Source organism: Caenimonas aquaedulcis (assembly GCF_015831345.1).
GTDB classification, from domain to species: Bacteria; Pseudomonadota; Gammaproteobacteria; order Burkholderiales; family Burkholderiaceae_C; genus Ramlibacter; species Ramlibacter aquaedulcis.
Genome location: NZ_JADWYS010000001.1, coordinates 3270813 through 3296005, shown reverse-complemented (window position 1 = coordinate 3296005; position 25193 = coordinate 3270813). Strand labels below are relative to the sequence as shown.

The 25193-nt window shown below is 67.2% G+C and carries 20 protein-coding genes; 8 read left to right on the top strand and 12 right to left on the bottom strand.

Annotation, left to right across the window (positions count from 1 at the left end; genetic code table 11):
• Nucleotides 1–11: 11 nt before the first annotated feature.
• Nucleotides 12–1529: a cryptochrome/photolyase family protein gene (locus I5803_RS15770; protein WP_196987285.1), complete on the top strand. Its 1518-nt coding sequence runs from the start codon at nt 12–14 to the stop codon at nt 1527–1529.
• Here I5803_RS15770 and I5803_RS15765 read toward each other — a convergent pair.
• From I5803_RS15765 to I5803_RS15740, 6 genes are all read right to left on the bottom strand, one after another.
• Nucleotides 1495–7629, bottom strand: coding sequence for a hybrid sensor histidine kinase/response regulator (locus I5803_RS15765; protein WP_196987284.1), 6135 nt, complete (start codon nt 7627–7629; stop codon nt 1495–1497). The two genes, I5803_RS15770 and I5803_RS15765, sit on opposite strands and share 35 nt — an antisense overlap.
• Before the next feature lie 65 nt (nt 7630–7694).
• On the bottom strand, nt 7695–9983 hold the full coding sequence (locus tag I5803_RS15760) for a methyl-accepting chemotaxis protein (RefSeq protein ID WP_196987283.1): 2289 nt from the start codon (nt 9981–9983) through the stop codon (nt 7695–7697).
• Nucleotides 9984–10007: 24 nt separating this feature from the next.
• Nucleotides 10008–10538: a chemotaxis protein CheW gene (locus tag I5803_RS15755; RefSeq protein ID WP_196987282.1), complete on the bottom strand. Its 531-nt coding sequence runs from the start codon at nt 10536–10538 to the stop codon at nt 10008–10010.
• Nucleotides 10539–10559: 21 nt separating this feature from the next.
• A complete protein-coding gene (locus I5803_RS15750; RefSeq protein WP_196987281.1) occupies nt 10560–10925 on the bottom strand; it encodes a response regulator transcription factor in 366 nt (121 codons plus the stop codon).
• Nucleotides 10925–11317 carry a response regulator gene (locus tag I5803_RS15745; protein ID WP_196987280.1) on the bottom strand — a complete coding sequence of 131 codons (393 nt, stop codon included), beginning with the start codon at nt 11315–11317 and terminating at the stop codon, nt 10925–10927. The genes I5803_RS15750 and I5803_RS15745 overlap by 1 nt, the downstream gene beginning before the upstream one ends.
• A gap of 68 nt (nt 11318–11385) precedes the next feature.
• Nucleotides 11386–11559 (bottom strand): rubredoxin, encoded by a 174-nt coding sequence (locus tag I5803_RS15740; protein WP_196987279.1) that lies wholly within the window; start codon nt 11557–11559, stop codon nt 11386–11388.
• Nucleotides 11560–11653: 94 nt separating this feature from the next.
• Between I5803_RS15740 and thiD the strand changes: the two genes are divergently transcribed.
• Together thiD and hemL are read left to right on the top strand one after the other, a co-directional pair.
• Nucleotides 11654–12586, top strand: a complete 933-nt coding sequence (gene thiD / locus I5803_RS15735) for a bifunctional hydroxymethylpyrimidine kinase/phosphomethylpyrimidine kinase (protein WP_196987278.1) — start codon at nt 11654–11656, stop codon at nt 12584–12586.
• Complete coding sequence (gene hemL / locus I5803_RS15730; RefSeq protein ID WP_196987277.1) at nt 12570–13877, top strand: glutamate-1-semialdehyde 2,1-aminomutase; 1308 nt, start codon at nt 12570–12572, stop codon at nt 13875–13877. The genes thiD and hemL overlap by 17 nt, the downstream gene beginning before the upstream one ends.
• Before the next feature lie 28 nt (nt 13878–13905).
• On the opposite strand, the gene purH is transcribed toward hemL, so the two are convergent.
• Genes purH through dusB form a run of 3 tightly spaced genes read right to left on the bottom strand, consistent with a single transcriptional unit; the run spans nt 13906 to nt 16790 of the window.
• Nucleotides 13906–15477, bottom strand: coding sequence for a bifunctional phosphoribosylaminoimidazolecarboxamide formyltransferase/IMP cyclohydrolase (purH, locus tag I5803_RS15725; RefSeq protein WP_196987276.1), 1572 nt, complete (start codon nt 15475–15477; stop codon nt 13906–13908).
• Between the two features lie 27 nt (nt 15478–15504).
• The gene (locus tag I5803_RS15720; protein ID WP_196987275.1) at nt 15505–15741 is read right to left on the bottom strand and encodes a Fis family transcriptional regulator; all 237 of its coding nucleotides are present in this window, start codon (nt 15739–15741) and stop codon (nt 15505–15507) included.
• On the bottom strand, nt 15738–16790 hold the full coding sequence (gene dusB, locus I5803_RS15715) for a tRNA dihydrouridine synthase DusB (protein ID WP_196987274.1): 1053 nt from the start codon (nt 16788–16790) through the stop codon (nt 15738–15740). Before dusB ends, I5803_RS15720 begins: the two co-directional genes overlap by 4 nt.
• Before the next feature lie 139 nt (nt 16791–16929).
• On the opposite strand from dusB, the gene I5803_RS15710 reads away from it, so the two are divergent.
• Nucleotides 16930–17397, top strand: coding sequence for a YqaA family protein (locus tag I5803_RS15710; RefSeq protein WP_196987273.1), 468 nt, complete (start codon nt 16930–16932; stop codon nt 17395–17397).
• Nucleotides 17398–17415: 18 nt separating this feature from the next.
• Here the strand turns inward: I5803_RS15710 and ychF are convergent, their stop codons facing one another.
• Together ychF and I5803_RS15700 are read right to left on the bottom strand one after the other, a co-directional pair.
• Nucleotides 17416–18507, bottom strand: a complete 1092-nt coding sequence (gene ychF, locus I5803_RS15705) for a redox-regulated ATPase YchF (RefSeq protein ID WP_196987272.1) — start codon at nt 18505–18507, stop codon at nt 17416–17418.
• Between the two features lie 64 nt (nt 18508–18571).
• On the bottom strand, nt 18572–19438 hold the full coding sequence (locus I5803_RS15700) for an MOSC domain-containing protein (protein ID WP_196987271.1): 867 nt from the start codon (nt 19436–19438) through the stop codon (nt 18572–18574).
• A 40-nt stretch (nt 19439–19478) separates the two neighbouring features.
• Here I5803_RS15700 and I5803_RS15695 point away from each other — a divergent pair, with 40 nt between their 5' ends.
• From I5803_RS15695 to I5803_RS15680, 4 genes are read left to right on the top strand one after another with little or no spacing between them, the layout of a single operon-like run.
• Nucleotides 19479–20585, top strand: a complete 1107-nt coding sequence (locus I5803_RS15695; protein ID WP_196987270.1) for an FAD-dependent monooxygenase — start codon at nt 19479–19481, stop codon at nt 20583–20585.
• A gap of 22 nt (nt 20586–20607) precedes the next feature.
• Complete coding sequence (locus I5803_RS15690) at nt 20608–21324, top strand: DsbC family protein (protein WP_196987269.1); 717 nt, start codon at nt 20608–20610, stop codon at nt 21322–21324.
• Nucleotides 21321–23081 (top strand): M61 family metallopeptidase, encoded by a 1761-nt coding sequence (locus I5803_RS15685; protein ID WP_196987268.1) that lies wholly within the window; start codon nt 21321–21323, stop codon nt 23079–23081. The genes I5803_RS15690 and I5803_RS15685 overlap by 4 nt, the downstream gene beginning before the upstream one ends.
• Nucleotides 23060–24145, top strand: a complete 1086-nt coding sequence (locus tag I5803_RS15680) for a DUF3108 domain-containing protein (protein WP_196987267.1) — start codon at nt 23060–23062, stop codon at nt 24143–24145. Before I5803_RS15685 ends, I5803_RS15680 begins: the two co-directional genes overlap by 22 nt.
• A gap of 7 nt (nt 24146–24152) precedes the next feature.
• On the opposite strand, the gene I5803_RS15675 is transcribed toward I5803_RS15680, so the two are convergent.
• Nucleotides 24153–25124 carry a Bug family tripartite tricarboxylate transporter substrate binding protein gene (locus tag I5803_RS15675; RefSeq protein WP_196987266.1) on the bottom strand — a complete coding sequence of 324 codons (972 nt, stop codon included), beginning with the start codon at nt 25122–25124 and terminating at the stop codon, nt 24153–24155.
• Nucleotides 25125–25193 lie beyond the last annotated feature (69 nt).

The following is a 25193-nucleotide window of genomic DNA, read 5'->3' as shown; positions in this document are numbered from 1 at the left end:
CCGGGCCTCCCATGCAAACCCTTTATGCTGCCGGCGTCATGTGGTTTCGACGCGACCTTCGCGTGCACGACAACCACGCACTCTCCCGCGCACTGGCTTCCTGCGCCGTGGTTCATTGCGTTTTCGTGTTCGATACGAACATCCTCGCGGGCCTGCCGCGCGCGGACCGGCGGGTGGAATTCATCCGCGAGTCCGTGGACGAACTGGACGCCTCGTTGCGCGAGTTGTCGGGCGGGGCCGAAGGCGGGCTCATCGTGCTGCACGCCGGCGCGAAGGACGCGGTGCCCGCATTGGCGCGGCAGCTTGGCGTGGACGCCGTGTTCGCCAACCACGACGATGAGCCCGCCTCGCTCGCGCGCGACGCCGCAGTGCGGACTGCGCTTGCCGCCCAACGCATCGGCTTGCACACCTTCAAGGACCACGTGGTGTTCGAGCGGAAGGAACTGCTGACGCAGGCCGGCGCGCCCTACTCGGTGTTCACGCCGTACAGGAACGCCTGGTTGGCGAAGGTCACGGCCGGGGACCTCGCGGCCCACCGGATGGAGGCGCATGCGTCGCGACTGGCAGCGCGTCCGCCGGCGACGCGCGCGGGGGTGCCGCCGCTCACGGACCTGGGATTCCAGCGCACCAACCTTGGTGCGCTGGGCATCGCGCCGGGCGAGCGCGGAGCGCAGCGCCTCTTCGCCGTGTTCGAGCCGCGCATGAGCGCGTATGGCCGGACGCGGGACTTTCCGTCGGTGAAGGGACCGAGCTATCTCGGCATCCACCTTCGCTTCGGCACCATTTCCATCCGTGCACTCGCACGGCGCGCCCACGCTGCAGCGCTGGCAGGCGATGAAGGCGCCGCCACCTGGCTGAGCGAGCTGATCTGGCGCGACTTCTATGCGCAGGTGCTGGCCAACTTCCCGCACGTGGCCGGGCCCGGCGGCGAATCCCGCAGCTTCAAGCCCGCATACGACGCGATCGAATGGGAGGACGGGGTCGCGGCAGAGGGGCTCCTCGCCGCCTGGTGCGAAGGCCGCACGGGCTATCCCCTGGTGGACGCCGCCATGGCGCAGATCAACAGCACCGGGTACATGCACAACCGCCTGCGCATGGTGGTCGCGAGTTTCCTGTGCAAGGACCTGGGGATCGACTGGCGCCGTGGCGAGCGCTACTTCGCCCTGCACCTGAACGACTACGAACTCGCATCGAACAACGGGGGCTGGCAATGGGCGTCGTCGAGCGGTTGCGACGCGCAGCCCTACTTCCGCATTTTCAATCCGTTGTCGCAGAGCCGGAAATTCGATCCGGAGGGCAGGTTCATCCGGCGATACCTTCCGCAACTCGCGGCGCTCTCCGGCGATGCACTGCACGCGCCATGGACGGCAAGCGCGGCCGAACTCTCGCAGGCAGGCGTGGTGTTGGGACGGGACTATCCGCACCCCATCGTGGATCACGATGCGGCGCGGACCAGGACGCTGGAGCGCTACGCCGTCGTCAAGACGCCGGCGATCACGCCGCGATCGTCTGCGCGCAGTAGTGCTTGACCAGGCTCAGCAGTTCCTCTTCCGAGTACGGCTTGCCCAGGTAGTGATCGACGCCCAACTCCCTTGCGTGCTCGCGATGCTTCTCGGCGATGCGTGAGGTGATCATGATGATCGGCAGGTCCTTCAGGCGCTCGTCCGCCCGGATGTTCCGTGCGAGGTCGAAGCCGTCCATGCGCGGCATCTCGATGTCCGAAAGCACCACTGTCGGCTTTTCTTCCGCGAGACGCTCCAGTGCCTGCAAACCGTCGGCGGCCATGGCCACCCGGTAGCCTTCGCGCGCCAGCAGGCGCTGCGTGACACGGCGCACCGTGATCGAATCGTCGACCACCAGGATGAGCGGGATCACCGGCGCAGCCGGGACAGCGGGCGCGGTCGGCGTTCCGGCCGCCAGCTTTTCGAGCATGTGCGGTTGCGCATGATCTGCGCTCATGAGCCGCGCCTGTTCGCCATAGACCGCTGTCAAAGCGACAGGGTTGTAGATCAGGACGACCGCGCCGGATGCCAGCACGGACATGCCGGCGAGGCCGGGCAGGCGGGCCAGCTGCGGACCGAGGTTCTTCACCACGACTTCCTGGTTGCCCAGCACTTCGTCCACGTGCAGTGCGACACGCTGCGCCGCGCTTCGGAAGACCACGACAGGGAGCGTCTTGGTCTGCGGCTCCACACTGCGCTGGGACGCCTGAAGCAGCGCGCCCGACCAGTAGAACGGAATCTGCTCGCCGCCCATTTCGTAGAAGCCGGTGTTGTAGGCCTGCTCCACGTCCTTGGCGGGCGCGCGCCGCACCACCTCCACCACGTTGGCCGGCACGCCGATCGAAGACGTGCCGCTGCGAATCATCACCACCTGGGTCACCGCGGTGGTCAGCGGCAGCACCAGCTTGAAGCTCGTGCCCTTGCCGGTTGCGGTGTTCGTCTCGATGCGCCCGCCCAGCGCGTTGACCTCGGAACGCACGACGTCCATGCCGATGCCACGTCCCGCGAGTTCGGTCACGGCCGTGGCCGTGGAGAAACCGGGCGTGAAAATCAGGTTCGCGGCGTCCGCATCGGACAGCTCCTGGCCGGGCGTGATCAGGCCCTGCTGCATGGCCTTGGCGCGGATACGCGCCAGGTCGAGGCCGCCGCCGTCGTCGCGGAATTCCACGGAGACGTCGTTGCCTTCCTGCGCCAGGTGAATCAGGATCGTGCCCGAGGGGTCCTTGCCCGCCGCGGCACGCACCGAAGGTTCCTCGATGCCGTGCGCGACGCAGTTGCGCAGCAGGTGCTCGAAGGCGGGTGTCATGCGGTCCAGCACGCCCCGGTCCATTTCGATGGAGCCGCCGGTGATGTCCAGCTTCACCTGCTTGCCCGTTTCCTTGGAGGCCAGGCGGATCACGCGATACAGGCGGTCGGAGATGCCTTCGAATTCCACCATGCGCGTGCGCAGCAGGTCGCGCTGCAACTCGCGCGTCTGGCGGGCCTGGGCGATGAGGTCGTCTTCCGTCGATTCGACCGTGCGCTGCAGGTTGCGCTGCACCGTGGCCACGTCGTTCACCGACTCGGCCATCATGCGGGTCAACTCCTGCACGCGCGTGAAGCGGTCGAATTCCAGCGGGTCGAAGCCTGCCGCCGAGTCCTTGGCCTGCGCCAGGCGCGACTGCATCTGCGATTCGGCTTGCAGCTCGATGTCCCGCAGCTGCGAGCGCAGGCGGTCCAGGTTGCCCGTGAGGTCGGTCAGCGAACCGCGCAGCTGCCGCAGTTCCGCCTCCAGGCGCGAACGCGTGATCATCACTTCGCCGGCCTGGTTCACCAGGCGGTCGAGCAACTGGGAGCGGACGCGCACCGCCTGGTTGGCGGCGGCGCGCTGCTGCACGAGGTTGGTCGTCACCGGCCGTGCGATCAACGCCCTCGACGGCGGTGCATCCGCGGCGGGTGCCGCGACGGGCGCCATGTCTTCCATTGCCGGCGCACCCGAGGCAGATTCCGGCGCCGCCGGTGCGGGCTGCGCATCGTCCATCGTCACGGGCAGGCCGCCCGTTGCACGCATCGCGTCGAAATTGCCCTGCATTTCGTCGAAGCGATGCAGCAACCCTTCGAGATCGGTCGCTGCCGCATTCTCGGAGCCGATGGATTCGATCTCCGACTCCATGCGGTGAGCACGCTCACCCAGGCGCAGCGCGCCGGCCAGCCGGGCACTGCCCTTGAGCGTGTGCAGGGCGCGAAGCACTTCGTCGCGCGCACTGCGGTTGTCGGGCCGCGCGGACCATTGGCGCAGGGCGCCGCCCAGCTGCGGCAGCAGCTCGGCCGCTTCTTCCTCGAAGATCGGGAAGAGATCCGGGTCGACGGCGTCCTCGATGTCGATCTGGTCCTGGTCCTGCGAGAAGTCTTCGACCAGGCGCGCGGGGCGCGCCTGCGCGACTTCCGGCATCACGGGCGGAATGAAGGCCGGCGCAACGGTCGGGGCTGGCGCCTGGACAACAGGAGCCTGCGCCACCGGAGTGGCCACGACAGGCGCCGCGACCACCGGAGCCACCGCCTCAGCAACCTCCGGGAGGGCCTGCGGCGCCGACACGGGCGCTTCCAGGCCGCCGAAATCGGAAAGCTCTTCTTCTTCCGCCGCATCCGTGCGCAGCGGAACGTCCAGGTCCTTCAACGCGACCAGCGACGAGATCACGCCCGCATCGGGCTCCTTCAGGAAGCCGGCAGCGAACTGGTGCAACAGGCGCCGGATTTCCTCGGCCGCTTCGGTGAAGGCCTTCCCATGCTGCGGGAGGCCGAAAGCGAGTGACTGCGTGTGGACGAGCGCGCTTTCCAGCGCGCGCGCGATGTCGGACAGCGCATGGAAGCCGACCGTCGCCGAGCTCCCCGCCAGCGCGTGCGCGAGGCCGACCGTCGAGTCGAGCACGGGATGGCTCAATTCGAGGGACCACTCGGTCACCTCGGTGGCCAGGCGGCGCGACCACTCGTCGGCCTCGTTGAGGTAGACGTTGTACAGCGGGATGCCGATGCGCAGGTTGCCGATGACCTTCACCTGTTCGTCGATCGGTTCGCGAACGTCATCGGGCACTTCGTCCGGCGGCTCGACCACGGGTTCAGGCTCGGGCTCGGGCTGCGGTTCCGGCTGCTGCCCGGCCGGTGCCTCGGTCGCTGCGGCCAGGGGCTGGGCCGCCAGCAGTTCGAATTCGGCGAGCGAGATCTCCTCCGGCTCGGTGGCCGCTGCGGCTTCCTCGAACGAAAAATCAAGGTCCGCATCCAACGCAGGTCCGGGGGAAGCTTCGGCCACGACTTCCTGCGCTGCCTGCGCCGGGCCGGAAATGGCCGCGAGGCTGTCGAAGTCGATGCCTTCAATTTCCGCGGGAGCCGGCAACTCGACGGTAGCCGGGCCGGCGACAGCGGCCGGTTCCAGCTCCAGCGAGAAATCGGCCGGCAGTTCCAGTTCGGGCACCGCCGGCGCGGACGCGGGCGTCTCGGCGACTGCTTCGATCGGGCTTTCGCGAGTCGCCTCGGCCGTCGGCAGATCCATCGACGGCAATTCGACCATGGCGGGAACCGACGGCTCCGATTCCGGCTCCGGCTCTGCCGCTGCGGGTTCGAACGCGGCGGTAGCTTCGAAGTTGACCTGGGCTTGCGGCGCTTCGGCTGCCGGCTCGGCAGGTTGCGCAACGGGCTCTTCACCCGGAAGCACCAGCGCCACGAGCCGCTGCTCGGTGCGCAGTGCATCCGCGGGCCCGCGGAATTGCGCGGACTTCCAGGCGCCGTCACTGTTGGTGGCAATGTCCTCGGTCCAGCGCGCGAAGCCGCGCATGGCGTCCCCTGCGAGCGTGCGCAGGTTGTCGTTGGCGGGCTTCTGGTCGGCAAGCCAGGTATTGAGCACCTGTTCCATGGACCACGCCGCCTCGCCGTATTCGTTCAAGCCCACCATGCGCGAACTGCCCTTGAGCGTATGGAAGGCGCGGCGCAAGGTAGTGAGCTCGCCGACGTCCGCGGGCGCGGCCGCAAGTGCGTGGATGGCCGCCAGGCCGTTCTGCACCACCTCGCGCGCTTCCTCCAGGAAGATGTCGCGCAAGTCGTCTTCCTCGAAACCCGACTCGGCGGGCGCGGCCACCGGCGGCGGTGCAACGGGCTGCGCCGCGGCCGCGAGCGAGTTGAGCGCGGCTGCCGTGGCGGTCGAATCGTGCGCCGTCACGGCGGCGGACGCCTCGCGCGCGGTCTGCGCGATGCCGGACTGGTCCGCGAGGACCGCATGCGCGGCGATCGAGTCGAGCTTGGCCGTGAGCTCTTCGCGCGACTCCGGCTCCGGCATGCTGGTCAGGGCCTGCAATTCGCTGGACAGGTCGTCGGGCTCCTCGGTGTGCTCCGGCGCGTGCTCGCCGGTACGGCCCATGAGGGGACGCAGTTCGCCGCTCGAGTCGTCGTATACGAACAGCTTCTTCGCGAGCGAAGGCTGGTAATTGAGCATGTCGATCAGGAAACCGAGAGCGCCCAGGTTGTTGCCGAGTTTGTCGAACGTGCCGGCCGCGCGGGCCTGCTGTTCGTCCACTTCGGTGACGATGATTTCCTCGACGCACTCGCGCATCCGCAGCACGGCTTGCGCCGCCTGATCCAGCCCGAGCACGGACAGCACGCCGCGCATCTGCGAAAGGTGCCCCGGCGCGTCGCGCAGCGGCGTCTTGTCGGCGGAATTGCGGAAGAACTGGTCGAGCAGTTTCTCGAGTTCGCCGAGCGTGCCGCGCAATTCGCCCACCACACTGCCCATGGTCTGCCGGTCGCTGACGCGCCGGTACAGCTCCTCCATCCAGGGCTCGAGCGCTTCGGCATGCCCGCCCTGGCGCGCCGTATCCAGGCGCTCCGCGAGGCGGGCCGTGCGAACGGCCAGCTGGTTGTCGGCAGGGTCGAGGTCTTCGAAAGCCGCCTCGAGGTACAGCACTGCGGTGGCGACTTCCATGGCGAGTTCGGGCCCCGGGGCACGCGCCGTCCGGACGATGGAATCGACGACCTGCGTGAGCGCCTGCGCCAAGGGCGCGCTGGGCGGATAGAGCTTGACGAGCGAATCGCTCACCAGCTGGAACTGGTCGGCCAGTCCCTTGAGCTTCGTCACGTCGCCGCCGGACAGCGCAGACCAGGTTTCCTTGGCGGCGGCAATGCGCTTGCGCGACTGCGACAGCAGGATGGGATCGAAGCGGCCGAACTGCGGCGTCTGATAGTCGACCGGCGTGAACCGCGCGAGGCCCCACGCCTGCCGCACCGCCGCCAATGCCGGGGCGTCCGCGGGCGACTTGGGCACCGCTTGCGAGCAGAAAAACACGAGATCCTGCGCGAGACGGTCCGACACGCCGAGCTCGCCCTTGGCCAGGGACGCGTATTGCAACAGCACGCGGGAACCCGCACGCTTCACGTAGATGTCGAGCGGCAGCAGGCCCTTGCCCACGGCCTCGAAATACGCCGCGCAGATCTTCCAGAAGATCTTCGGCTGGCGGGCGGTCTGCGTCGCTGCGAGCGACAGGCTGACGTTGGTGAGCTCACTCGCAGCTTCCGCGTCGCCCGTCTTCACCAGCTTCAGGACCGACTGGTCCATGCGCGAGCGCACCGCCGGGTCGTACACGCGCACTTCGGCGACCGCCGGACTCTGCGGATCGTTCCAGCGCCACTCCATGCTCCACAAATCGGCCGGATGGATGCGGTCGGAGCCGGCCAGTTCCTGCACGTCCTTGTATTGCGGGAACAGCGCGACGGAGGAGGCCGCCTTGCCCAGCAGCACGCTCTCCAGGTATTCGGTCAGCGCAAAGCCGGCGCGCTCGACCTTCGCCGACGCGGCTTCGCTGCACTGCTCGGGATGCTCGACGAACTTCTGCACCGCGGCTTCCATGCAGCGCAGCATGTGCGCCGGGGCACCGAGGCCCACCATTTCCAGGGCGCCCACCGCTTGGTGCAGTTGCTGGCGCGCGATGCGCAGGTGTCCGCCGTCCACCGACGCCATGTCGGTCCCGCGCGCCATCGCCGTGTCGCGCACGAAGCGGCGCAATGCCGCCGATGCAGAGTCGAGCGACTTGCGCAGTTCGTCCAAAACCCAGGCCAGGGGCCCGAGGTCGTTGGTTGCGAGATCAATGTCGGTAGCTGCTTCCATGACTCACCCGTGATGCTTTGCGAGAAGGAGAGGCGCTGCTGGCGCTTCGGGGGTGGGTGAGGGGCTCAGGCAATCTTGAACCGCGAGACCGACTGGCGCAGCTCCTCGGCCATCCGCGACAACTCGCGGACCTGCTGCGCCGTGGAACGCGTACCCTCTCCGGTCTGTTCGGTCACCGCGAAGATGTGCTGGATGTTGCCTGCCACCACGTTCGCGGATTCGGCTTCCTTGGAGGCGGATGCGGAAATCTGTTCGATGAGGTCGGCAAGGCGTCGCGACACCTGGTCGATCTCGGTCAGCGCGGTACCCGCGTTGTCGGACAGCTTGGCCCCTTCCACCACGCCCTGCGTGGAGCGCTCCATGGCGGCCACGGCGTCCTGCGTGTCGGTCTGAATCGCCTTCACCAGCGCCGAGATCTGGCGCGTCGCGTCGGCGGAACGCTCGGCCAGGCGCTGCACTTCTTCGGCCACCACCGAGAAGCCTCGTCCGGCCTCACCGGCCGATGCGGCCTGGATGGCGGCGTTCAGTGCCAGCACGTTCGTCTGTTCGGTAATGTCCGAAATCAGCTCCGTGATTTCACCGATCTCCTGGGACGATTCACCCAGCCGCTTGATCCGCTTGGACGTTTCCTGGATCTGGTCACGGATGGAGTTCATGCCGCCGATGGCGTTCTGCACGGCCTGCAGGCCGGACTCCGCAGCCATCAGCGATTGGCGCGCCACCTGGGCGGATTCCTGCGCCTGGCCGGACACCTGGTTGATTCGGCCGGCCATGTCGAGCACCGACTGGCCGGTTTCGCGAATTTCACGCAGCTGCTCGGTCGATGCCGCGAGGAGTTCGGTGGACGTGCTTTCCACCTGTGCCGTCGTCTGCGCCACCTTGGTTGCCGTGGTCTGCACGCTGCCCACCAGCTGGCGCAGCTCTTCCACCGTGTAGTTCACCGAGTCGGCGATGGCGCCCGTGATGTCTTCCGTCACGGTCGCTTCCTGCGTCAGGTCGCCTTCGGCCACCGTCTGCAATTCGTTCATCAACCGCAAAATGGCCGCCTGGTTGGCGTCGTTGACGCGTTTGGCTTCCTGCTCCTGGTGCTCGGCTTCCTGCCGCTGCGCTTCGGCCACCGTCTGGCGCTTGCGGCTGTCCTGCAGCTGCACGTAGGCAAGGCCGATGGAACAGGCAATCGCGAACAGCGCCGCGATACCGAGCGCGACCAGCGCGCCGAAACCGAGGCCGGTCTGGGCGGACAGTTTGCCCTGCAGGTCTTCCAGCGAACGGCGCAGCGGTTCGCTGTCCGAGATGATCGCGGACTGCGCTTCACGGGCGGACACCAGACCCTGCAGGTTGCCCAGGATGGCGCCGGCCTGCGTGCGGGTCTGCTCGTAGAGCTTCATCAGGGCCTCGAGGCGCTCACGCGTCTGCGGGTCCTTGGAGCCGGCGAGGCGCAGCTCCGGGCTGCCGTCCAGCAGGCCCTGTGCGATTTCCTTGAAGGAGTTCAAGTCCTTGCCCAGCAGGAACACGGCTTCGGGCGACACGCCTTCCATCGTCAGGAATTCGTTGGCCGACTTGCCGATACGCTGCGTCAACATCACCAGCTGGCCGGCGGCGGAGATCTCGGCCGGCGCGGCGTTCTGCTGCAGCTTGAGGGACGACACCGTCTCCGCGATTTCCAGCAGGTCGGACGACTGCCGGTTGATGGTGCGCAGCGCGTTGCCCACCTGCGTGAGAATCTTCTGCTGGCCCATCACGGTCTGGGCGTTCTTCTCGGCGCGCTCCATGAGCGGCGCGATCTTGTCGACGTCGTCCTGCATCTCGGCGCCCACGGCCTGCAGGCGCAAGGTCTCGTCGCCCGCCTTGAGGCCCCGCACCGTCTTCGCGAGCACTTCCGAGCTTTCCTTCACGTCCGGGAAGGCCTGCGCGCTGCCCACCAGGGCCTGCGAAACGGATTTCGCGAGCCGCTGCGACTGCATCAGCGACTGGCCGGTACCCGCGACCTGCTGGGCGACCTTGTTGGCCTGCGACACCGCGATGTACGCCACGACGGCGAGCACCAGCAGCGAGGCGATCAGCAGGATGAAGAGGATGCGCTGGTGGCCGACGATCGATCGCCGCCCCAGGAACGGAATGGTGACGAGCTCGGCCTCCTGGACCGAATCGAGCGCGTCGATGGAGTCCTCCTGCGCCACGCTGTCCGGCTCGCCGTGGCCCAGCGCCTGGCTCGACGTCTCGATCGCCCCCGTCACCATCATCGGGTCGATGGACGCGTCGGGCATCGCAAGGCTCAACTCGCCTGAAGTCTCCGTCGGCACATCGGCGGACTTCTTGGGAAACAGCTTGAATAATTTCTCAACGACGGACATGGTTCAACCTTCCTGGGGAATGACTTAAGCGCTGATGCTCAGGAACTCGGATTGTTGGGACAGCGCCTGCAGGTTGATTTCCTGCCAATACACGCCGTTGGCATCGGTGTAGCCGCTGCCGAAATAGTCCGGCGAGCCCTCGGGAGGCTCGGCGGATGACGAAAATGCATCGAGGTTGCGCAGCCCCGCCAGCCGGTCGATCAGCAGGGCGCAATTGACTTCCAGCAGCGCATTGAGCGCGACCAGCCGCGACTCCGCGCGCGTCGCGTCCGAGCGCATCGTCGGCGCGCGGCCGGCAACGAACCCGGCAAGGTCGACGACGCCGTACAGGCCGCCGCGCAGGTTCGCCACGCCCAGGAACCAGGCCTGGGTGTAGGGCACGTGCTGCGCACTGCTGAACGGAAAGATTTCGCCGGACTGCGCCAGCGGGAACAGGTAGCGGGCGCCGGCGGCTTCGACCGCCAGCCAGGAGGCCTGGACACCCTCGGTGCGGGCCGCCTGCAGGCGGCTCGCCAGCCGGCTCTGTAGTTCGCGGAGGGCTTCGCGGTTGGCCATGTCAGTACAGCGCCGGAAGGATCAGGCCAGGGCCTTGATCTTGGCCATCAGCTCGCTCGCGTCCACCGGCTTCGTGATGTAGTCGCGCGCGCCCTGGCGCATGCCCCACACCCGGTCGGTTTCCTGGTTCTTGCTGGTGCACATGATGATCGGCACGTCCGCATAGAGCGGGTCGCGCGTGATGGCGCGGGTGAGCTGGAAGCCGTTCTGGCCGGGCATGACCACGTCCATCAGGATCAGGTCGGGCTTTTCCTCGGCCAGGCGCCGGAACGCGTCTTCCGCATTTTCCGCGGTCTTCACCGACAGGCCGTTCTTCTGCAGCAGGTCCGTCATGAACATCAGCTCGGTCTTGGAATCATCCACAACGAGGACTTTTTTAATCGCCATCACATCGCTCCTTCTTTCGCAGACCCGAACTGCTGCACGGTCTGCAGCAGCTGGTCCTTCGTAAACGGCTTCGTCAGGTAATCCTGCGAACCCACCATGCGCCCTCGCGCCTTGTCGAACACACCATCCTTGGATGACAGCATCACCACGGGAACCGCGGCGAATTTCACGTTGCGCTTGATGATCGCGCAGGTCTGGTAACCGTCCAGGCGAGGCATGAGGATGTCGCAGAAGATCAGGTTGGGCTGGTAGTCGTTGACCTTCGCCAACGCATCGAAACCGTCTTCGGCCAGCAGTACATCGTGGCCGCCCTGCTTCAGGAAAATCTCCGCACTTCGCCGGATCGTGTTGCTGTCGTCGATCACCAGCACCTTGAACCCAGTTGTGCTCACTTGACGCTGCTCCTCAGTTGTAACTTCGAAGGGGCGGCATCTTCCGAAGATGTAACAATCACCACCCCTTAAATTTGCACCATTTCAAAATCTTCCTTGCGCGCGCCGCACTCGGGGCAAGTCCAGTTCATCGGCACCTGGGCCCATGGGGTCCCGGGAGCGATGCCATGATCGGGGGCTCCGTCCGCTTCGTCGTAAATCCACCCGCAAATCAGACACATCCAGGTTTTAGTCTCGGTCACAGCTTAAAGGGCCTTCGAATAGAATGCAACGATTGTATCGAGGCCCTTCGCTGCACCGCCGCCGAGCGTGCCGTCGGCTGGAAGATCTAGGCCTATGACAAACCCCACCCCCCCCATCCCCGATGAAGAGTCGTCGCCGGACGACGAACTCAATCCCGCTTGCGTGATGGTGTTCAACGCGAGCGACCCGAGCGGCGCGGGTGGCCTTGCCGCAGATGTAACGGCCATCGCGTCGGTGGGTGCGCATGCGCTTCCCGTTGTAACAGGCGCCTACGCACGCGACACCGCGGAAGTATTCGATCATTTCGCGTTCGATGAGGAAGCCGTCGCGGAGCAGGCCCGCGCGATCCTCGAGGACGTCGCCGTGCAGGTGTTCAAGGTGGGCTTCGTCGGCAGCCCCGAGGCGATCAGCACCATCGCCGAAATCGCGGCCGATTACTCCGACGTCCCGCTCGTCGCGTACATGCCCAATCTCTCCTGGTGGGACGAGGGACAGATCGACCTCTACCTCGACGCGTTTCGCGAGCTGATGCTGCCGCAGACCACCGTGTTGGTGGGAAACCACAGCACGCTGTGGCGCTGGCTGCTGCCCGAGTGGAGCAGCGAGAAGAGCCCCTCCGCGCGCGACATCGCGAAGGCCGCCTCCGAGATGGGCGTGCCCTACACGCTCGTCACGGGCGTGCCGCTGCCCGACCAGTTCATCGACAACGTCCTCGCGACGCCGCAGGCCGTTCTCGGCAGCGAAAAATTCGAGCGTTTCGAAGCGGTGTTCTCGGGCGCGGGAGACACCCTGTCCGCAGCGCTGTCGGCGCTCGTCGCCAGCGGGTCCGACCTCGCCGCGGCAGCGACCGAAGCCCTGAGCTATCTCGACCGCTGCCTCGATGCGGGCTTCCGCCCGGGCATGGGCAACGTCGTCCCCGATCGCCTGTTCTGGGCCCAGCCCGAAGGCGAAGCCGAACCGCTCAGCGCCGAGGAGGCGCAGGCCCTCCAAGTCTTCGACATGCCCGCACATGACACCAAACACTGACCGCAACGAGACCCTCTTCGAGCGCGCGCGGCGCATCATCCCCGGCGGCGTCAATTCGCCCGTGCGCGCGTTCCGCGCGGTGGGCGGCACGCCGCGTTTCGTGCAGCGTGCGCAGGGCAGCTGCTTCTGGGATGCCAATGGCAAGCGCTACATCGACTACATCGGCTCCTGGGGTCCGATGATCCTCGGCCACGGCCATCCGGCCGTGCTGGAAGCGGTGCAGAAAGCGGTGATGGACGGCTTCTCCTACGGCGCGCCGACGGAACGCGAGATCGAGCTCGCCGAGGAGATCGCGAGCCTGCTGCCCTCGGTCGAGATGGTGCGCCTCGTGAGCTCGGGGACCGAGGCCGCGATGAGCGCGATCCGCCTTGCGCGCGGCGCGACGGGGCGCAGCAAGATCATCAAGTTCGAAGGCTGCTACCACGGCCACGCCGACGCGCTGCTCGTGAAGGCCGGCTCGGGCCTCGCGACCTTCGGCAATCCCACCAGCGCCGGCGTGCCGCCGGAGGTCGTGCTGCACACGCTGGTCCTCGAATACAACAACATCGCGCAGCTCGAAGAAGCCTTCGCGGTCCACGGCGCCGAGCTCGCCTGCCTGATGATCGAGCCGATCGCGGGCAACATGAATTTCGTGCGCGCGCAGGTGCCGTTCATGAAACGCTGCCGCGAGCTGTGCACGCAGCACGGCGCGCTGCTCGTGTTCGACGAAGTGATGACGGGGTTCCGCGTCGCGCTGGGTGGCGCGCAGGGCGTTTATGCGCGCGCCATCCCCGGCTTCGCGCCCGATCTCTCGGTGCTCGGGAAGGTGATCGGCGGCGGAATGCCCCTCGCGGCATTCGGCGGACCCCGGTCCGTGATGGAGCAGCTCGCCCCCCTTGGACCGGTCTACCAGGCCGGCACTTTGTCGGGCAATCCGGTGGCCACGGCATGCGGTTTGGCCACTTTGAAAGAAATTCGAAAAACGGGATTTTTTGATAAGTTGGCGTTGTCCACACGCACACTCGTGGACGGTTTGAAAGCCGCGGCGGCCGAAAACGGCGTTCCGTTCAGCGCGGATTGCGAAGGCGGGATGTTCGGGTTTTTCCTGCTGCCCCAGCTTCCCGAGAATTATTCACGGGTCATGACGAGCGACGGCGCGCGTTTCAATCGCCTGTTCCACGGCCTCCTGGACCGCGGCGTCTACATCGCCCCGGCGCTCTACGAAGCCGGATTTGTAAGTTCGGCCCACAGCCCGTCCGACATCGCTGAAACAATTTCGGCCGCCAAAGAGGTCTTCGCGACCCTCGCGTAGTTACAAACGCGGGCGGCAGCCCCGCGTTTCAGTGCCGGAAATGGCGCACCCCGGAGAACACCATCGCGACCCCGCGCTCGTCGGCCGCGGCGATGACTTCCGCGTCCCGCATGCTGCCGCCCGGCTGGATCACGCAGGCCGCGCCCGCATCCACGATCACGTCCAGGCCGTCACGGAACGGGAAGAACGCGTCGCTGGCCGCGGCCGTACCCTGAAGCGACAGTCCCGCCGCCTGGGCCTTGATGCTCGCGATGCGCGCCGAGTCGAGCCGGCTCATCTGCCCCGCCCCGACGCCCATCGTCATCCCGTCCTTGCAGAACACGATCGCATTGGACTTCACGAATTTCGCCACCTTCCAGGCGAAGAGCAGGTCCTGCAACTGCGCCGGCGTGGGCTGCTTCTTGGTCACCACCTTCAATTCGCCGAGCGTCATTTCGCGGTTGTCCGCGGTCTGCATCAGGAGACCCGAGCCGACGCGCTTGATGTCCATGGCGTTGCGTCCGTTGTCCCAGTCCGACGCGCCGCCCGGCGGCAGCGCGATCCTGAGGATGCGCACGTTCACCTTGCTCTTGAAGAACTCGAGCGCCTCCGGCGTGAAGTCCGGCGCCATCAGCACCTCGACGAACTGCCTGGCGACCGCCTGCGCCGCCGCACCGTCCACCGTGCGGTTGAAGGCGATGATGCCGCCGAATGCGGAGGTCGGGTCGGTCTTGAGCGCCCTGGCGTACGCATCGTGCGCGTCCTTGCCGGTGGCCACCCCGCAGGGGTTCGCGTGCTTGACGATCACGCAGGCCGTTTCGCTGAAGCCCTTCACGCATTCCCAGGCGGCGTCGGCGTCGGCGATGTTGTTGTAGGAAAGCTCCTTGCCCTGCAGCTGCTGCGCGGTCACGAGCGAACCCGGAGCCGGGTGCAGGTCGCGATAGAACGCGGCCTGCTGGTGCGGGTTCTCGCCGTAGCGCAGGTCCTGCAGCTTCACGAAACGCCCGTTCGCCTGCGCCGGGAAGACCGTGCGCTCGCCGCCTTCCTGGATGCTGGAGAGGTAATCGCTGATCGCACCGTCGTAGTTGCTGATGCGGTTGAATGCGGCGACCGACAGCGCAAACCGCGTCTTGTCGGACAGCTTCCCCGACGACTTCAGCTCCTCGAGCACGCCGGCGTACTGCGACGCATCGGTCAGCACGCCGACGTCCTTCCAGTTCTTGGCGGCCGAGCGCACCATCGCCGGCCCGCCGATGTCGATGTTCTCGATCGCGTCCTCCAGCGTGCAGCCGGGTTTGGCCACCGTCTCCTCGAAGGGGTAGAGGTTGACGACGAGCAGGTCGATCGTCTCGATGCCGTGCGCCTTGAGCGCCGCGACGTGCTCGGGCAGGTCGCGCCGCGCGAGCAGCCCGCCGTGGACTTTCGGGTGCAGCGTCTTCACGCGGCCGTCCAGCATCTCGGGAAAGCCGGTGAGTTGCGCGACTTCCGTGACAGGCAGGCCCGCATCCGCAAGCAGTTTGGCGGTGCCCCCCGTGGAGATGAGCCGGATGCCGAGCGCATGCAGCGCCTGGGCGAATTCGACGATGCCGGTCTTGTCGGAGACGGAGATGAGTGCTTGCATAGATTGAGGATTTGCCCCGCGATGTCTTTACTTGAGTAACCGGTGTTCGACGAGCTTCTTTCGCAGGGTGTTGCGGTTGAGCCCGAGCCACTCCGCGGCCTTGGACTGGTTCTGCTCCGCCTTGGCCATCACCACTTCCAGCAACGGCTTCTCCACCACCTTGACCAGCATCTCGTACATGCGGTCCGGCTCGGTGCCGCGCAGGTCCCGGAAGTAGCCCTCCAGGCTCGCCCGCACGCACTCTTCGATATGTTTCTTGCTCATGCGTCCACTTCCACTGCTTCTTGTTCGCCGCCGCAATCGACGCGTGCCGGCGTCGCGGGTATGCGATCCATCCCGCTGCCCAGTTCGTCGAAGAATCGCGCGACCGCTTCCAGCTGGGCGCCGCAATCCTCGATCGAATTCATTCCCGCGCGGAAGTCCGCCGCGCCAGGGAGGGTGTGCACGTACCAGGCGATGTGCTTGCGCGCGCTGCGCACGCCGGTGAACTCGCCGTAGAGCGTGTAGTGGTCCTGCAGGTGTTCGAGCAGCAGCCGCTTCACCTCCGCGACGAGAGGCGGTGCGAGGTGGGTGCCCGTCGCGAGGAAGTGGGCAATTTCGCGGAAGATCCAGGGCCGTCCCTGCGCCGCGCGCCCGATCATGACCGCGTCCGCGCCTGTCGCGGCCAGCACGTCGCGCGCCTTCTCCGGCGAATCCACATCACCGTTCGCGACCACCGGCACGCGCACCGCGCGCTTGACCGCCGCAATCGTGTCGTACTCCGCCTGCCCGCGGTACCCCTGCTCACGCGTGCGGCCGTGCACCGTCAGCATCCGCACGCCCACGTCCTCGAAAGCGCGAGCGAGCCGCACCGCATTGCGATGCTCCAGGCTCCAGCCCGTGCGCATCTTCAGGGTCACGGGCACACCGTGCGGCGCGCACGCCTCGACGACCGCCCGGGCGATCGAGATCGCGAGCGGCTCGTCCTGCATCAGCGCGGAACCCGCCCACTTGTTGCACACCTTCTTCGCGGGGCAGCCCATATTGATGTCGATGATCTGCGCGCCGCGATCGACGTTGTATGCCGCCGCCTCGGCCATCATCTGCGCGTCGGTGCCGGCGATCTGGACCGCGATGGGGCCGGGTTCGCCATCGTGATTCGCGCGGCGCGAGGTCTTGAGCGTGTTCCACAGGTCGCGCCGCGACGTGACCATCTCGCTCACCGCGTAACCCGCGCCGAGGCGCCGGCACAACTGGCGGAACGGCCGGTCCGTCACGCCCGCCATCGGCGCCGCGAACAGGTTGTTCGCCAAAAGATAGGGACCGATGTGCATGGCGGGAGGAGGAGCGGGGAAACGGGGCTGCTGAAAAATGAGGCACGATTGTATGCCCGCCGGATTTCAGCGCCTGAAATCAAAAACTGCGTATGCGCCTACAGGTTCGCCGCGCTTGCATCCCTATACTGCCTGTGCAATGGAGTGGCTCGAACCGATGCTGTCGTTGCTGGCCCTGCCGAAGTACGGGCTGAGCACGCTGTTCGTCGCCGCATTCATCTCGGCGACGCTGCTGCCTGTCGGCTCCGAGCCGGCGCTCTTCGGGCTGCTCAAGCTCAATCCCGATCTCTTCTGGAGCGCGATCGTCGTGGCCACTGCCGGCAACACGCTGGGCGGCGCAGTGGACTGGTGGATGGGCTACGGTGCGCACCGCGTGGTGGACAAGTACTCGCATTCGAAGGCGCACGTGAAGGCGATCGACTGGCTCGAGCGCATGGGCCCCAAGGCGTGCCTGCTCGCGTGGCTCCCCATCGTGGGCGATCCGCTGTGCGCGGTCGCGGGCTGGCTGAAGCTGCCCTTCTGGCCCTGCCTCGGCTACATGCTGGTCGGCAAGTTCACGCGCTACCTCATCATGACGCCCGTGCTGCTGTACCTCTGGCCTTCGTAGAGGCCGAAACGGCGCCGCTCAGACGTTGAAGAGGAAATTCATCACGTCGCCGTCCTTGACGACGTATTCCTTGCCTTCGCTGCGCATCTTGCCCGCGTCCTTCGCGCCCTGCTCGCCCTTGAAGGCGATGTAGTCGTCGAACGCGATGGTCTGCGCGCGGATGTAGCCGCGCTCGAAGTCGGTGTGGATCACGCCCGCGGCCTGCGGCCCGGTATCGCCCACGTGAATCGTCCACGCGCGCACTTCCTTCACGCCCGCGGTGAAGTAGGTCTGCAGGCCCAGCAGCTTGAACGCCGCGCGGATGAGACGGTTCAGGCCCGGTTCCTCCTGGCCGATCTCCGCGAGGAACATCTGCTTGTCCTCGTCGCTCATGTCGGCCATCTCGGCTTCCATCTTCGCGCAGATGGCGACGACGGGCGCGTTCTGTGCGGCGGCGTACTCGCGCAGGCGGTCGAGGTAGGGGTTGTTCTCGAAGCCCTTCTCGTCGACGTTGCCCACGAACATCGCCGGCTTGGCGGTGATGAGGCAGAAGGACCTGACGATCGGCATCTCTTCCTTGGTGAACGACAGCGCGCGCACCGGCTTGCCTTCGTTGAGCGCCTTCTGGCACTTTTCGAGGATCGCCACCAGCTTGGCGGCTTCCTTGTCGCCCGAGCGTGCGGTCTTCTGGTGGCGGTGCAGCGCCTTGTCGACCGTGCCGAGGTCCGCGAGGCACAGCTCGGTCTGGATCACCTCGATGTCCGAGATCGGGTCGACCTTGCCGTTGACGTGGATCACGTTCTCGTCGTCGAAGCAGCGCACCACGTTCACGGTGGCGTCGGTCTCGCGGATGTGCGCGAGGAACTGGTTGCCGAGCCCCTCGCCCTTGCTCGCGCCGGCCACCAGCCCCGCGATGTCGACGAACTCGACAATGGCGGGCACGATGCGCTCGGGCTTGACGATATCGGCGAGCTGGGCCAGCCTCGGGTCGGGCAGCTCGACGATGCCGACGTTGGGCTCGATCGTGCAGAAAGGGTAGTTTTCCGCGGCGATGCCCGCCTTGGTCAACGCATTGAACAAGGTCGACTTCCCCACGTTGGGCAACCCGACGATCCCGCACTTCAAGCTCATGGCACTTTCCGACAATCGAACCCGAAAGTGTATGCGATGGCCCTTGCCCCGGCGGGGCGTGCGCTCAATCGAAGCGCCAGCTGGACGTCACGGGCTGGCCGGTTTTCACCACCCGGTCGATGCCCTCGATCGCGATCGCGTTCATCGCGAAGCTGATCGCGCCGCCCAGGATCTCGTTCCTGCGGTAGTCCCGCAAGGTATCGCCGACCTCCGGGCTGCTCTGCGCGGTCCCGGGATCGATGTCGGGGATCGGGCAACGCCCGCATGGCTTCACCGGACGCAGCACGACGTCGCCGCCGGACGCCGCGATGCGGATGTCGCCCAGGCGGTCTTCGTCATGCGCCTCGATGCCCGAGAGCACGATGTTCGGGCGGAACCGCTCGATGCCCACCGGCGCGTGGCCCTTCGCCTCGAGCCGGCGGTTGAGCTCTTGCAGGGATGCCTCGCTCGCCACGAGCAGCGGGAAGCCGTCCCCGAACTGGTTCGGCGCCTCGACGCCCTGCGTCCATTTCATGTTCGACAGGCGGCGATGCTCCGGGTCGAAGCGCACCAGCCGCAGCTTCTGCCCGAGGAAATCGCTGAACCATTGCGCCGCGAGATCCCCCATGTCGAACGCCGGGACGACGTCGTCCCACACGCGCACCGTCGCGGGCTCCTCCACCGTGTCGATACGCAGGTGCAGGGCCAGCATCCCCGGCGCGCGCAGCACGACCTCCGAGTGCTTCACCTGCGGATGGATGAGCGACATGCGCGGCAACTGGCGCTGGCTCACGAAGTCGCCTTCGGCATCCACCGCCATCCAGGCGCGATCGAGGTCGAAGCCGGTTTCGGTCAGGAGCGCCTCGGACACCTCCACGCCGGCGCAGGACTTGACGGGATAGATGAACAGGCGGGCGACTCGCGCGGTCACCTCTGCAGGGGCTTGGCTCATGGGCGACATTGTGCCGCGCCCCGCTCCTTACAATCCCTCCATGCCGCAAGCCCTCGATGTCTGTATCCGCGGAGCCGGTGTCGTGGGCCGTACGCTGGCCCTCGCGCTCGCACGTGAGCGCCTTCACGTCGGCCTCGTGCGGCAACCCGGGCCCGTGGGCGGCGCGGCGAGCGACATCCGGGCCTATGCGCTCAATGCCGCGTCGAAAGACCTGCTGGAGACCTTGCGCGCCTGGCCCGACGAGCCGCATGCCACGGCGGTGCGCGCGATGCACGTCCACGGCGACGACGGCGGCGAGGTCCGGTTCGACGCGCGCTCCCAGGGCGCCACCGCGCTCGCATGGATCGTGGACGTGCAGGCCCTGCAGGAGCGTCTCGGCGATGCGCTGCGCTACCAGCCGCTCGTGCAATGGCTCGACGCACCTCAGCCGGCGACCCTGACCGCCATCTGCGAAGGCCGTGCGAGTGCCACGCGCGACGAATACGGGGTCGCCTACAGCGTGACGCCCTATCCGCAGCGCGCCATCGCGGCGCGGGTGCGATGCGAAGTCCCCCACGGCCAGGTCGCGCGGCAGTGGTTCGCAGGCGGAGACATCCTCGCGATGCTGCCGCTCGGCGGCGAAGGCGGGAACTCCGTGGCCGTCGTGTGGTCCCTCCAGGAGCCGAAGGCGGGGGAGGCGGCGAGCGAGGACGCAGCGGCGTTCGAGGCCCGCCTGGAAGCCGCGAGCCACTTTGCGCTGGGCCGGCTGAAGCTGGAAGGGGAGCGGGCGTCGTGGCCCCTGCAGCTGGCCACGGCGGACCGCTGGTGCGGCCCGGGCTGGGTGCTTGCGGGAGACGCCGCGCATACGGTGCACCCGCTGGCGGGCCAGGGCCTCAACCTCGGCCTCGCGGATGCGCGCGAACTCGCGCGGGTGATGCAGACCCGCGAACCGTGGCGAAGCGCCGCGGACATGAAGTTGCTGCGCCGCTACGAGCGGGCCCGCAAGGCGGACGTGCTGGCGATGGGCGCCGCGACCGACGGGTTGCAGCAGCTCTTCGCGCAGCAGGCCGAGCCGTGGGCGAGCGTGCGCAACTGGGGCATGAGCGGCTTCGACCGCAGCGGGCCCATGAAAGACTGGGTCGTCCGGCGCGCCATGGGCCGCCTTTGAACGTGAAGTACTGGAAGCCGAAATGAAGTTGTCCCGATTCGCCGCCCTCGCGGCCCTCACCCTCCTAGGACTCGCCGGGGGAGCGTGGGCGGACGACGCGGCGATACGCAGGAACCTCGCGGAGCGGCTGCCGCGGCTCGGCAAGATCGACGAGATCGGCAAGACGCAGATTCCCGGCATCTTCGAGATCCGCATCGGCTCGGAGGTGTACTACACCGACGCCAACGGCGACTACCTGATGCAGGGCAGCCTGATCGAGACCCGGTCGAAACGCAACCTCACGGAGGAGCGCCAGGAGAAGCTGCAGCAGGTCGCGTTCGACCAGCTGCCGCTGCAGGATGCCTTCACCATCGTCCGCGGGGACGGCAAGCGCAAGCTCGCGGTGTTCGAAGACCCGAACTGCGGCTACTGCAAGCTCTTCGAGCGCGACCTGCAGAAGGTGAACAACGTCACCGTCTACATGTTCCTCTACCCCATCCTCGGGCCGGACTCGGAAGTCAAGTCGGCCCACCACTGGTGCGCGAAGGACAGGGGCCGGGCCTGGCTGAACTGGATGGTGCGCGACCAGCGCCCGCCCGCCGCCGACTGCGACACCTCGGCGCTCACGCGCAACGTCGAATTCGGCCGGCGCTACGGCATCAATTCCACCCCGACCATGATCTTCGCGGACGGCACCCGGGTCCCGGGCGCACTGCGCGCCACGGACATGGAAAAGCTACTCGCACAAATCAAGCAGTGACCACCCCATCCCCCCGCAGCGCCAGCGTGCAGTACCGCGTCGAAGCGGCCGACCTGCACGCGCACCTCTACCGCATCACCCTCAGCATCGACCAGCCCGCCGCGCAGCAGCGCGTGTCGCTGCCGGTGTGGATCCCCGGCAGCTACCTGGTGCGTGAATTCTCGAAGAACCTGCAGAAGCTGGCGGCGCGCCAGGGCGGGCGGGCCGTCGGGGTGCAGCAGCTGGACAAGTGCAGCTGGCAGGTCGAATGCGTGCCCAGCAGCCCGCTCGTCCTCACCTACGAGGTCTACGCCTTCGACAATTCCGTGCGCACGGCCTGGCTGGACACGCGCCGGGGCTTCTTCAACGCCACCAGCCTGTGCCTGAAGGTGCATGGGCAGGAGGGCGTGGTGCACTCGCTCGAGCTCGTGCCGGGCAAGGCGATCGCGCAGTGGGAAGCCGCCACCGGCCTCGCGCCGCACAAGGTGGGCAAGCGCGGCTTCGGCATCTACCTGGCCGCCGACTACGACGAGCTCGCCGACTGCCCCGTGGAGATGGGCAACTTCTGGAGCGCGGAATTCAAGGCGGCCGGCGTGCCCCACCGGATCGTCGTCGCGGGTGCGAGCGAGTCCTTCGACACGGCCCGTTTCACGGCGGACCTGCACAAGATCTGCGAGACGGAGATCCGCTTCTGGCATGACCGCAAGAAGCCGCCGTTCAAGAACTACCTCTTCATGCTCAACGTGGTGGACGATGGCTATGGCGGCCTGGAGCACCGCAACTCCACGGCGCTCATCGCATCGCGGCGCGACCTGCCGCGCCTGGGCGAGACGCGCAACAGCGACGGCTACGTCACCCTGCAGGGTCTGATCAGCCACGAATACTTCCACACCTGGAACGTGAAGCGCCTGCGGCCCGCGGAATTCACGCATTACGACTATGGCGCGGAGAACTACACGCAGCTGCTGTGGTTCTTCGAGGGCTTCACGAGCTACTACGACGACCTGCTGCTGCGCCGCGGCGGCCTGATCGACGACGCGACGTACGTGAAGCTGCTGAACAAGACGATCAACCAGGTGCTGCAGACCCCGGGCCGCGAAGTGCAGGCCGTCGCGCAGGCGAGCTTCGACGCATGGGTGAAGTACTACCGCCAGGACGAGAACACGGCCAACGCCACCGTGAGCTACTACACCAAGGGTGCGCTGGTGGCGCTGTGCTTCGACCTCACGCTGCGATCCGAAGGGAACACGACACTCGACGAGGTGATGCGCGCCCTGTGGGTGCGCTGCAAGGCCGGCCCGATGACGGAGGCGGACTTCGCCGCAGTGCTCAAGGAGCTGGGCGGCCGTGCGTTCACGCGCGAGATCGCCGCCTGGATCCACGGCACGAAGGAGCTGCCGCTGGAGGAATTGCTCAAGACGCATGGCATCGCCGTGCTGGAGGACCCGTCGCAGCTGCAGCAGCGCCTGGGCCTGCGCACCACGGAGAACTCAGGCGTCGCGATCAAGACCGTGCTGCGCGGCGGCGCGGCGGAGCAGGCAGGCTTTGCCGCCGGGGACGAGTGGCTGGGCGTCGAGGTCGCGGGGCAAGGCTGGCGCATGGCCAAGCTCGATGACCTGCTGCTGTATGCCGGCAACCACAGGAAGGTGACGGCGCTGGTCTCGCGCGACCGCCGCATGCTGCGGCTGGAACTGGCGCTCTCCACGTCCGCGACCACCTGGCGGCTGGTGCTGCGCGATGCGGCCAAGGCCCAGCCATGGTTGGCGCAGCACGCCTGAAAACCATCGGGGCGCGCCTGGCGGCGCTGCTCGTCGTCGTCCTGCTGTTGCACATGGCTGCGCTGCGGTGGCTGGCGCGGGAGATGGAAGCCTCGCCGTTGCTGCATGCGATGCCGAGGCCGATGTTCACGAGGCTGCTGCAGCAAAGCGCGGCGCCGGCGCCACCGCCCCCGCGCGAGCACGCTCCCGCCAGGCCGAAAGCAAGGCACGTCGCCGCGCGGGCCGTCGCGCTGGCGGCGAAACCTCCGGAACCCCCGGCATCTTCCCCGCCAGCCGCGTCTCTTGCCGAGCCGCCGGCCGAGAAGCCGCCTTTCACCGAACCCCCCGCGCCCGCGCCCGTCGTCGCGCCCGTCGTCGCGCAAGCCGCCAGCGCGCCGCAGCCGCCGGCGTCCGCGGCGTCCGCATCCGTCGCGGCGAACCTGGACAGCTGGCCCGTCGATACGCGCCTCAGTTACCGCCTTGGAGGCCAATACCGAAGCGGCGAACTGCACGGACGCGCGCACGTGCAATGGCTGCGCAAGGACGACAAGTACGAGACCAGGATCGACATCAGCGTGACGCTGCTCGCGCACCTGGTGCTCACCAGCCAGGGCGAGGTGACGGCCCAGGGCCTATATCCACGCATCTACGAGGAAGTGCGCGGCAGCAGCCCGCGCAGCGCCCGGCTCGGCGAGGACACCATCGTCCTGAACGATGGCCGCACCATGCCCCGTCCGCCCGGCGCGCAGGACACGGCGAGCCAGTTCGTGGAATTGAGCCACCGCTTCGCGAGCGGGGCGGAGCCGCTCCAGGTCGGTCGCAGCGTGGGCGTATGGCTCGCCCGACCGGGCGGCGTGGACCTGTGGACCTACGACGTGGTGGAGCGCGAGACCCTGCGCACGCCGGGACTCGGCAACATCGAAGCATTCCACCTCAAGCCCCGCCCGCTCGCCAATCCGCGCGGCAACATCACCGCGGAGATGTGGTTCGCGCCGAGCCTGCAATACCTGCCCGTGCGCATCAAGGTGACGATGGGCGAAGAGACCTTCGTCGACCTCCTCGTGGACAAGATCGAGCAGCGTTAGCAGCGCCTCATTCGGGCTTGATGCCCGCGGTCTTCACGAGCTTGCCCCACTTCGCGGCCTCGGACTTGATGAGGGCGGCGAACTGTTCGGGCGTGCCGCCGCCGATCTCGTTGCCCTGCCCCAGCATCTGCTCGCGGATCGCGGGGTCGGCGAGCGCCTTGTTCGTGGTCTCGTTCAGCAGCTTGATGATGGCGGGCGGCGTGCCGGCGGGCGCGATGAGGCCCTGCCAGTTCTGCACCTCGAAGCCGGGCACGCCGGATTCCGCCATCGTGGGAAGGTCCGGGAACAGCGGCGAGCGCGCCTTGCTCGTGATCGCCAGGGCGCGCAGCTTGCCCGCGCGGATGGAGGGCGCCGCCGCGTACATCTGCTCGAACATCATGTCGACCTGGCCACCCATCAGGTCCGTCGTCGCGGGGGCGCCGCCCTTGTAGGGGATGTGCGTGATGAAGAGGCCGGAGATCGACTTGAACAGCTCCGCGGACAGGTGGTGCGAGCCGCCGAGGCCGCCCGATGCGAACGAGAGCTTGCCCGGGTTCGCCTTCGCGAACGCGATGACATCCTGCACCGACTTGAAAGGCGACTTCGGGTTCACCATCAGCACGAGCGGGCCCCGCTCGATCAGGCAGACCGGCGCGAGGTCCTTTGCCGGGTCGAAGTTCATCTTGGCAAACATCGTGGGATTCACCGCGAGCGGCGCGAAGTTGCCCATGCCGATGATGTAGCCGTCGGGCCTGGCTTTCGCCACCGCGTCGGTGCCGATGTTGCCGCCCGCGCCCGGCTTGTTGTCGACGAGCACCGGCTGGCCGAGCGCCGTGGAAATGAAGCGGCCGATCTGGCGCGAACGCTGGTCGGCGTTGCCGCCCGCGGAATAGGGGCAGATGAGGGTGATGGGCTTGGACGGGTATTTGTCCTGCGCGAACGAGAATCCCGGCAGCGCCGCGCCGGCGGCGAGGGCTTGCAGAAGGTGACGGCGTTGCATGGTGTCTCCAGGTGGTGGTGCCACCGGAGCGTACGCCTTCGATCTGTCAATCCGCTGTGAATCTGCTGA

Coding starts and splice junctions, on each gene's coding strand:
- I5803_RS15770 (WP_196987285.1), top strand. CDS start 12: ATGCAAACCCTTTATGCTGCCGGCGTCATGTGGTTTCGACGCGACCTT.
- I5803_RS15765 (WP_196987284.1), bottom strand. CDS start 7,629: ATGGAAGCAGCTACCGACATTGATCTCGCAACCAACGACCTCGGGCCC.
- I5803_RS15760 (WP_196987283.1), bottom strand. CDS start 9,983: ATGTCCGTCGTTGAGAAATTATTCAAGCTGTTTCCCAAGAAGTCCGCC.
- I5803_RS15755 (WP_196987282.1), bottom strand. CDS start 10,538: ATGGCCAACCGCGAAGCCCTCCGCGAACTACAGAGCCGGCTGGCGAGC.
- I5803_RS15750 (WP_196987281.1), bottom strand. CDS start 10,925: ATGGCGATTAAAAAAGTCCTCGTTGTGGATGATTCCAAGACCGAGCTG.
- thiD (WP_196987278.1), top strand. CDS start 11,654: ATGACAAACCCCACCCCCCCCATCCCCGATGAAGAGTCGTCGCCGGAC.
- hemL (WP_196987277.1), top strand. CDS start 12,570: ATGACACCAAACACTGACCGCAACGAGACCCTCTTCGAGCGCGCGCGG.
- purH (WP_196987276.1), bottom strand. CDS start 15,477: ATGCAAGCACTCATCTCCGTCTCCGACAAGACCGGCATCGTCGAATTC.
- I5803_RS15720 (WP_196987275.1), bottom strand. CDS start 15,741: ATGAGCAAGAAACATATCGAAGAGTGCGTGCGGGCGAGCCTGGAGGGC.
- dusB (WP_196987274.1), bottom strand. CDS start 16,790: ATGCACATCGGTCCCTATCTTTTGGCGAACAACCTGTTCGCGGCGCCG.
- I5803_RS15710 (WP_196987273.1), top strand. CDS start 16,930: ATGGAGTGGCTCGAACCGATGCTGTCGTTGCTGGCCCTGCCGAAGTAC.
- ychF (WP_196987272.1), bottom strand. CDS start 18,507: ATGAGCTTGAAGTGCGGGATCGTCGGGTTGCCCAACGTGGGGAAGTCG.
- I5803_RS15700 (WP_196987271.1), bottom strand. CDS start 19,438: ATGAGCCAAGCCCCTGCAGAGGTGACCGCGCGAGTCGCCCGCCTGTTC.
- I5803_RS15695 (WP_196987270.1), top strand. CDS start 19,479: ATGCCGCAAGCCCTCGATGTCTGTATCCGCGGAGCCGGTGTCGTGGGC.
- I5803_RS15690 (WP_196987269.1), top strand. CDS start 20,608: ATGAAGTTGTCCCGATTCGCCGCCCTCGCGGCCCTCACCCTCCTAGGA.
- I5803_RS15680 (WP_196987267.1), top strand. CDS start 23,060: ATGGTTGGCGCAGCACGCCTGAAAACCATCGGGGCGCGCCTGGCGGCG.
- I5803_RS15675 (WP_196987266.1), bottom strand. CDS start 25,124: ATGCAACGCCGTCACCTTCTGCAAGCCCTCGCCGCCGGCGCGGCGCTG.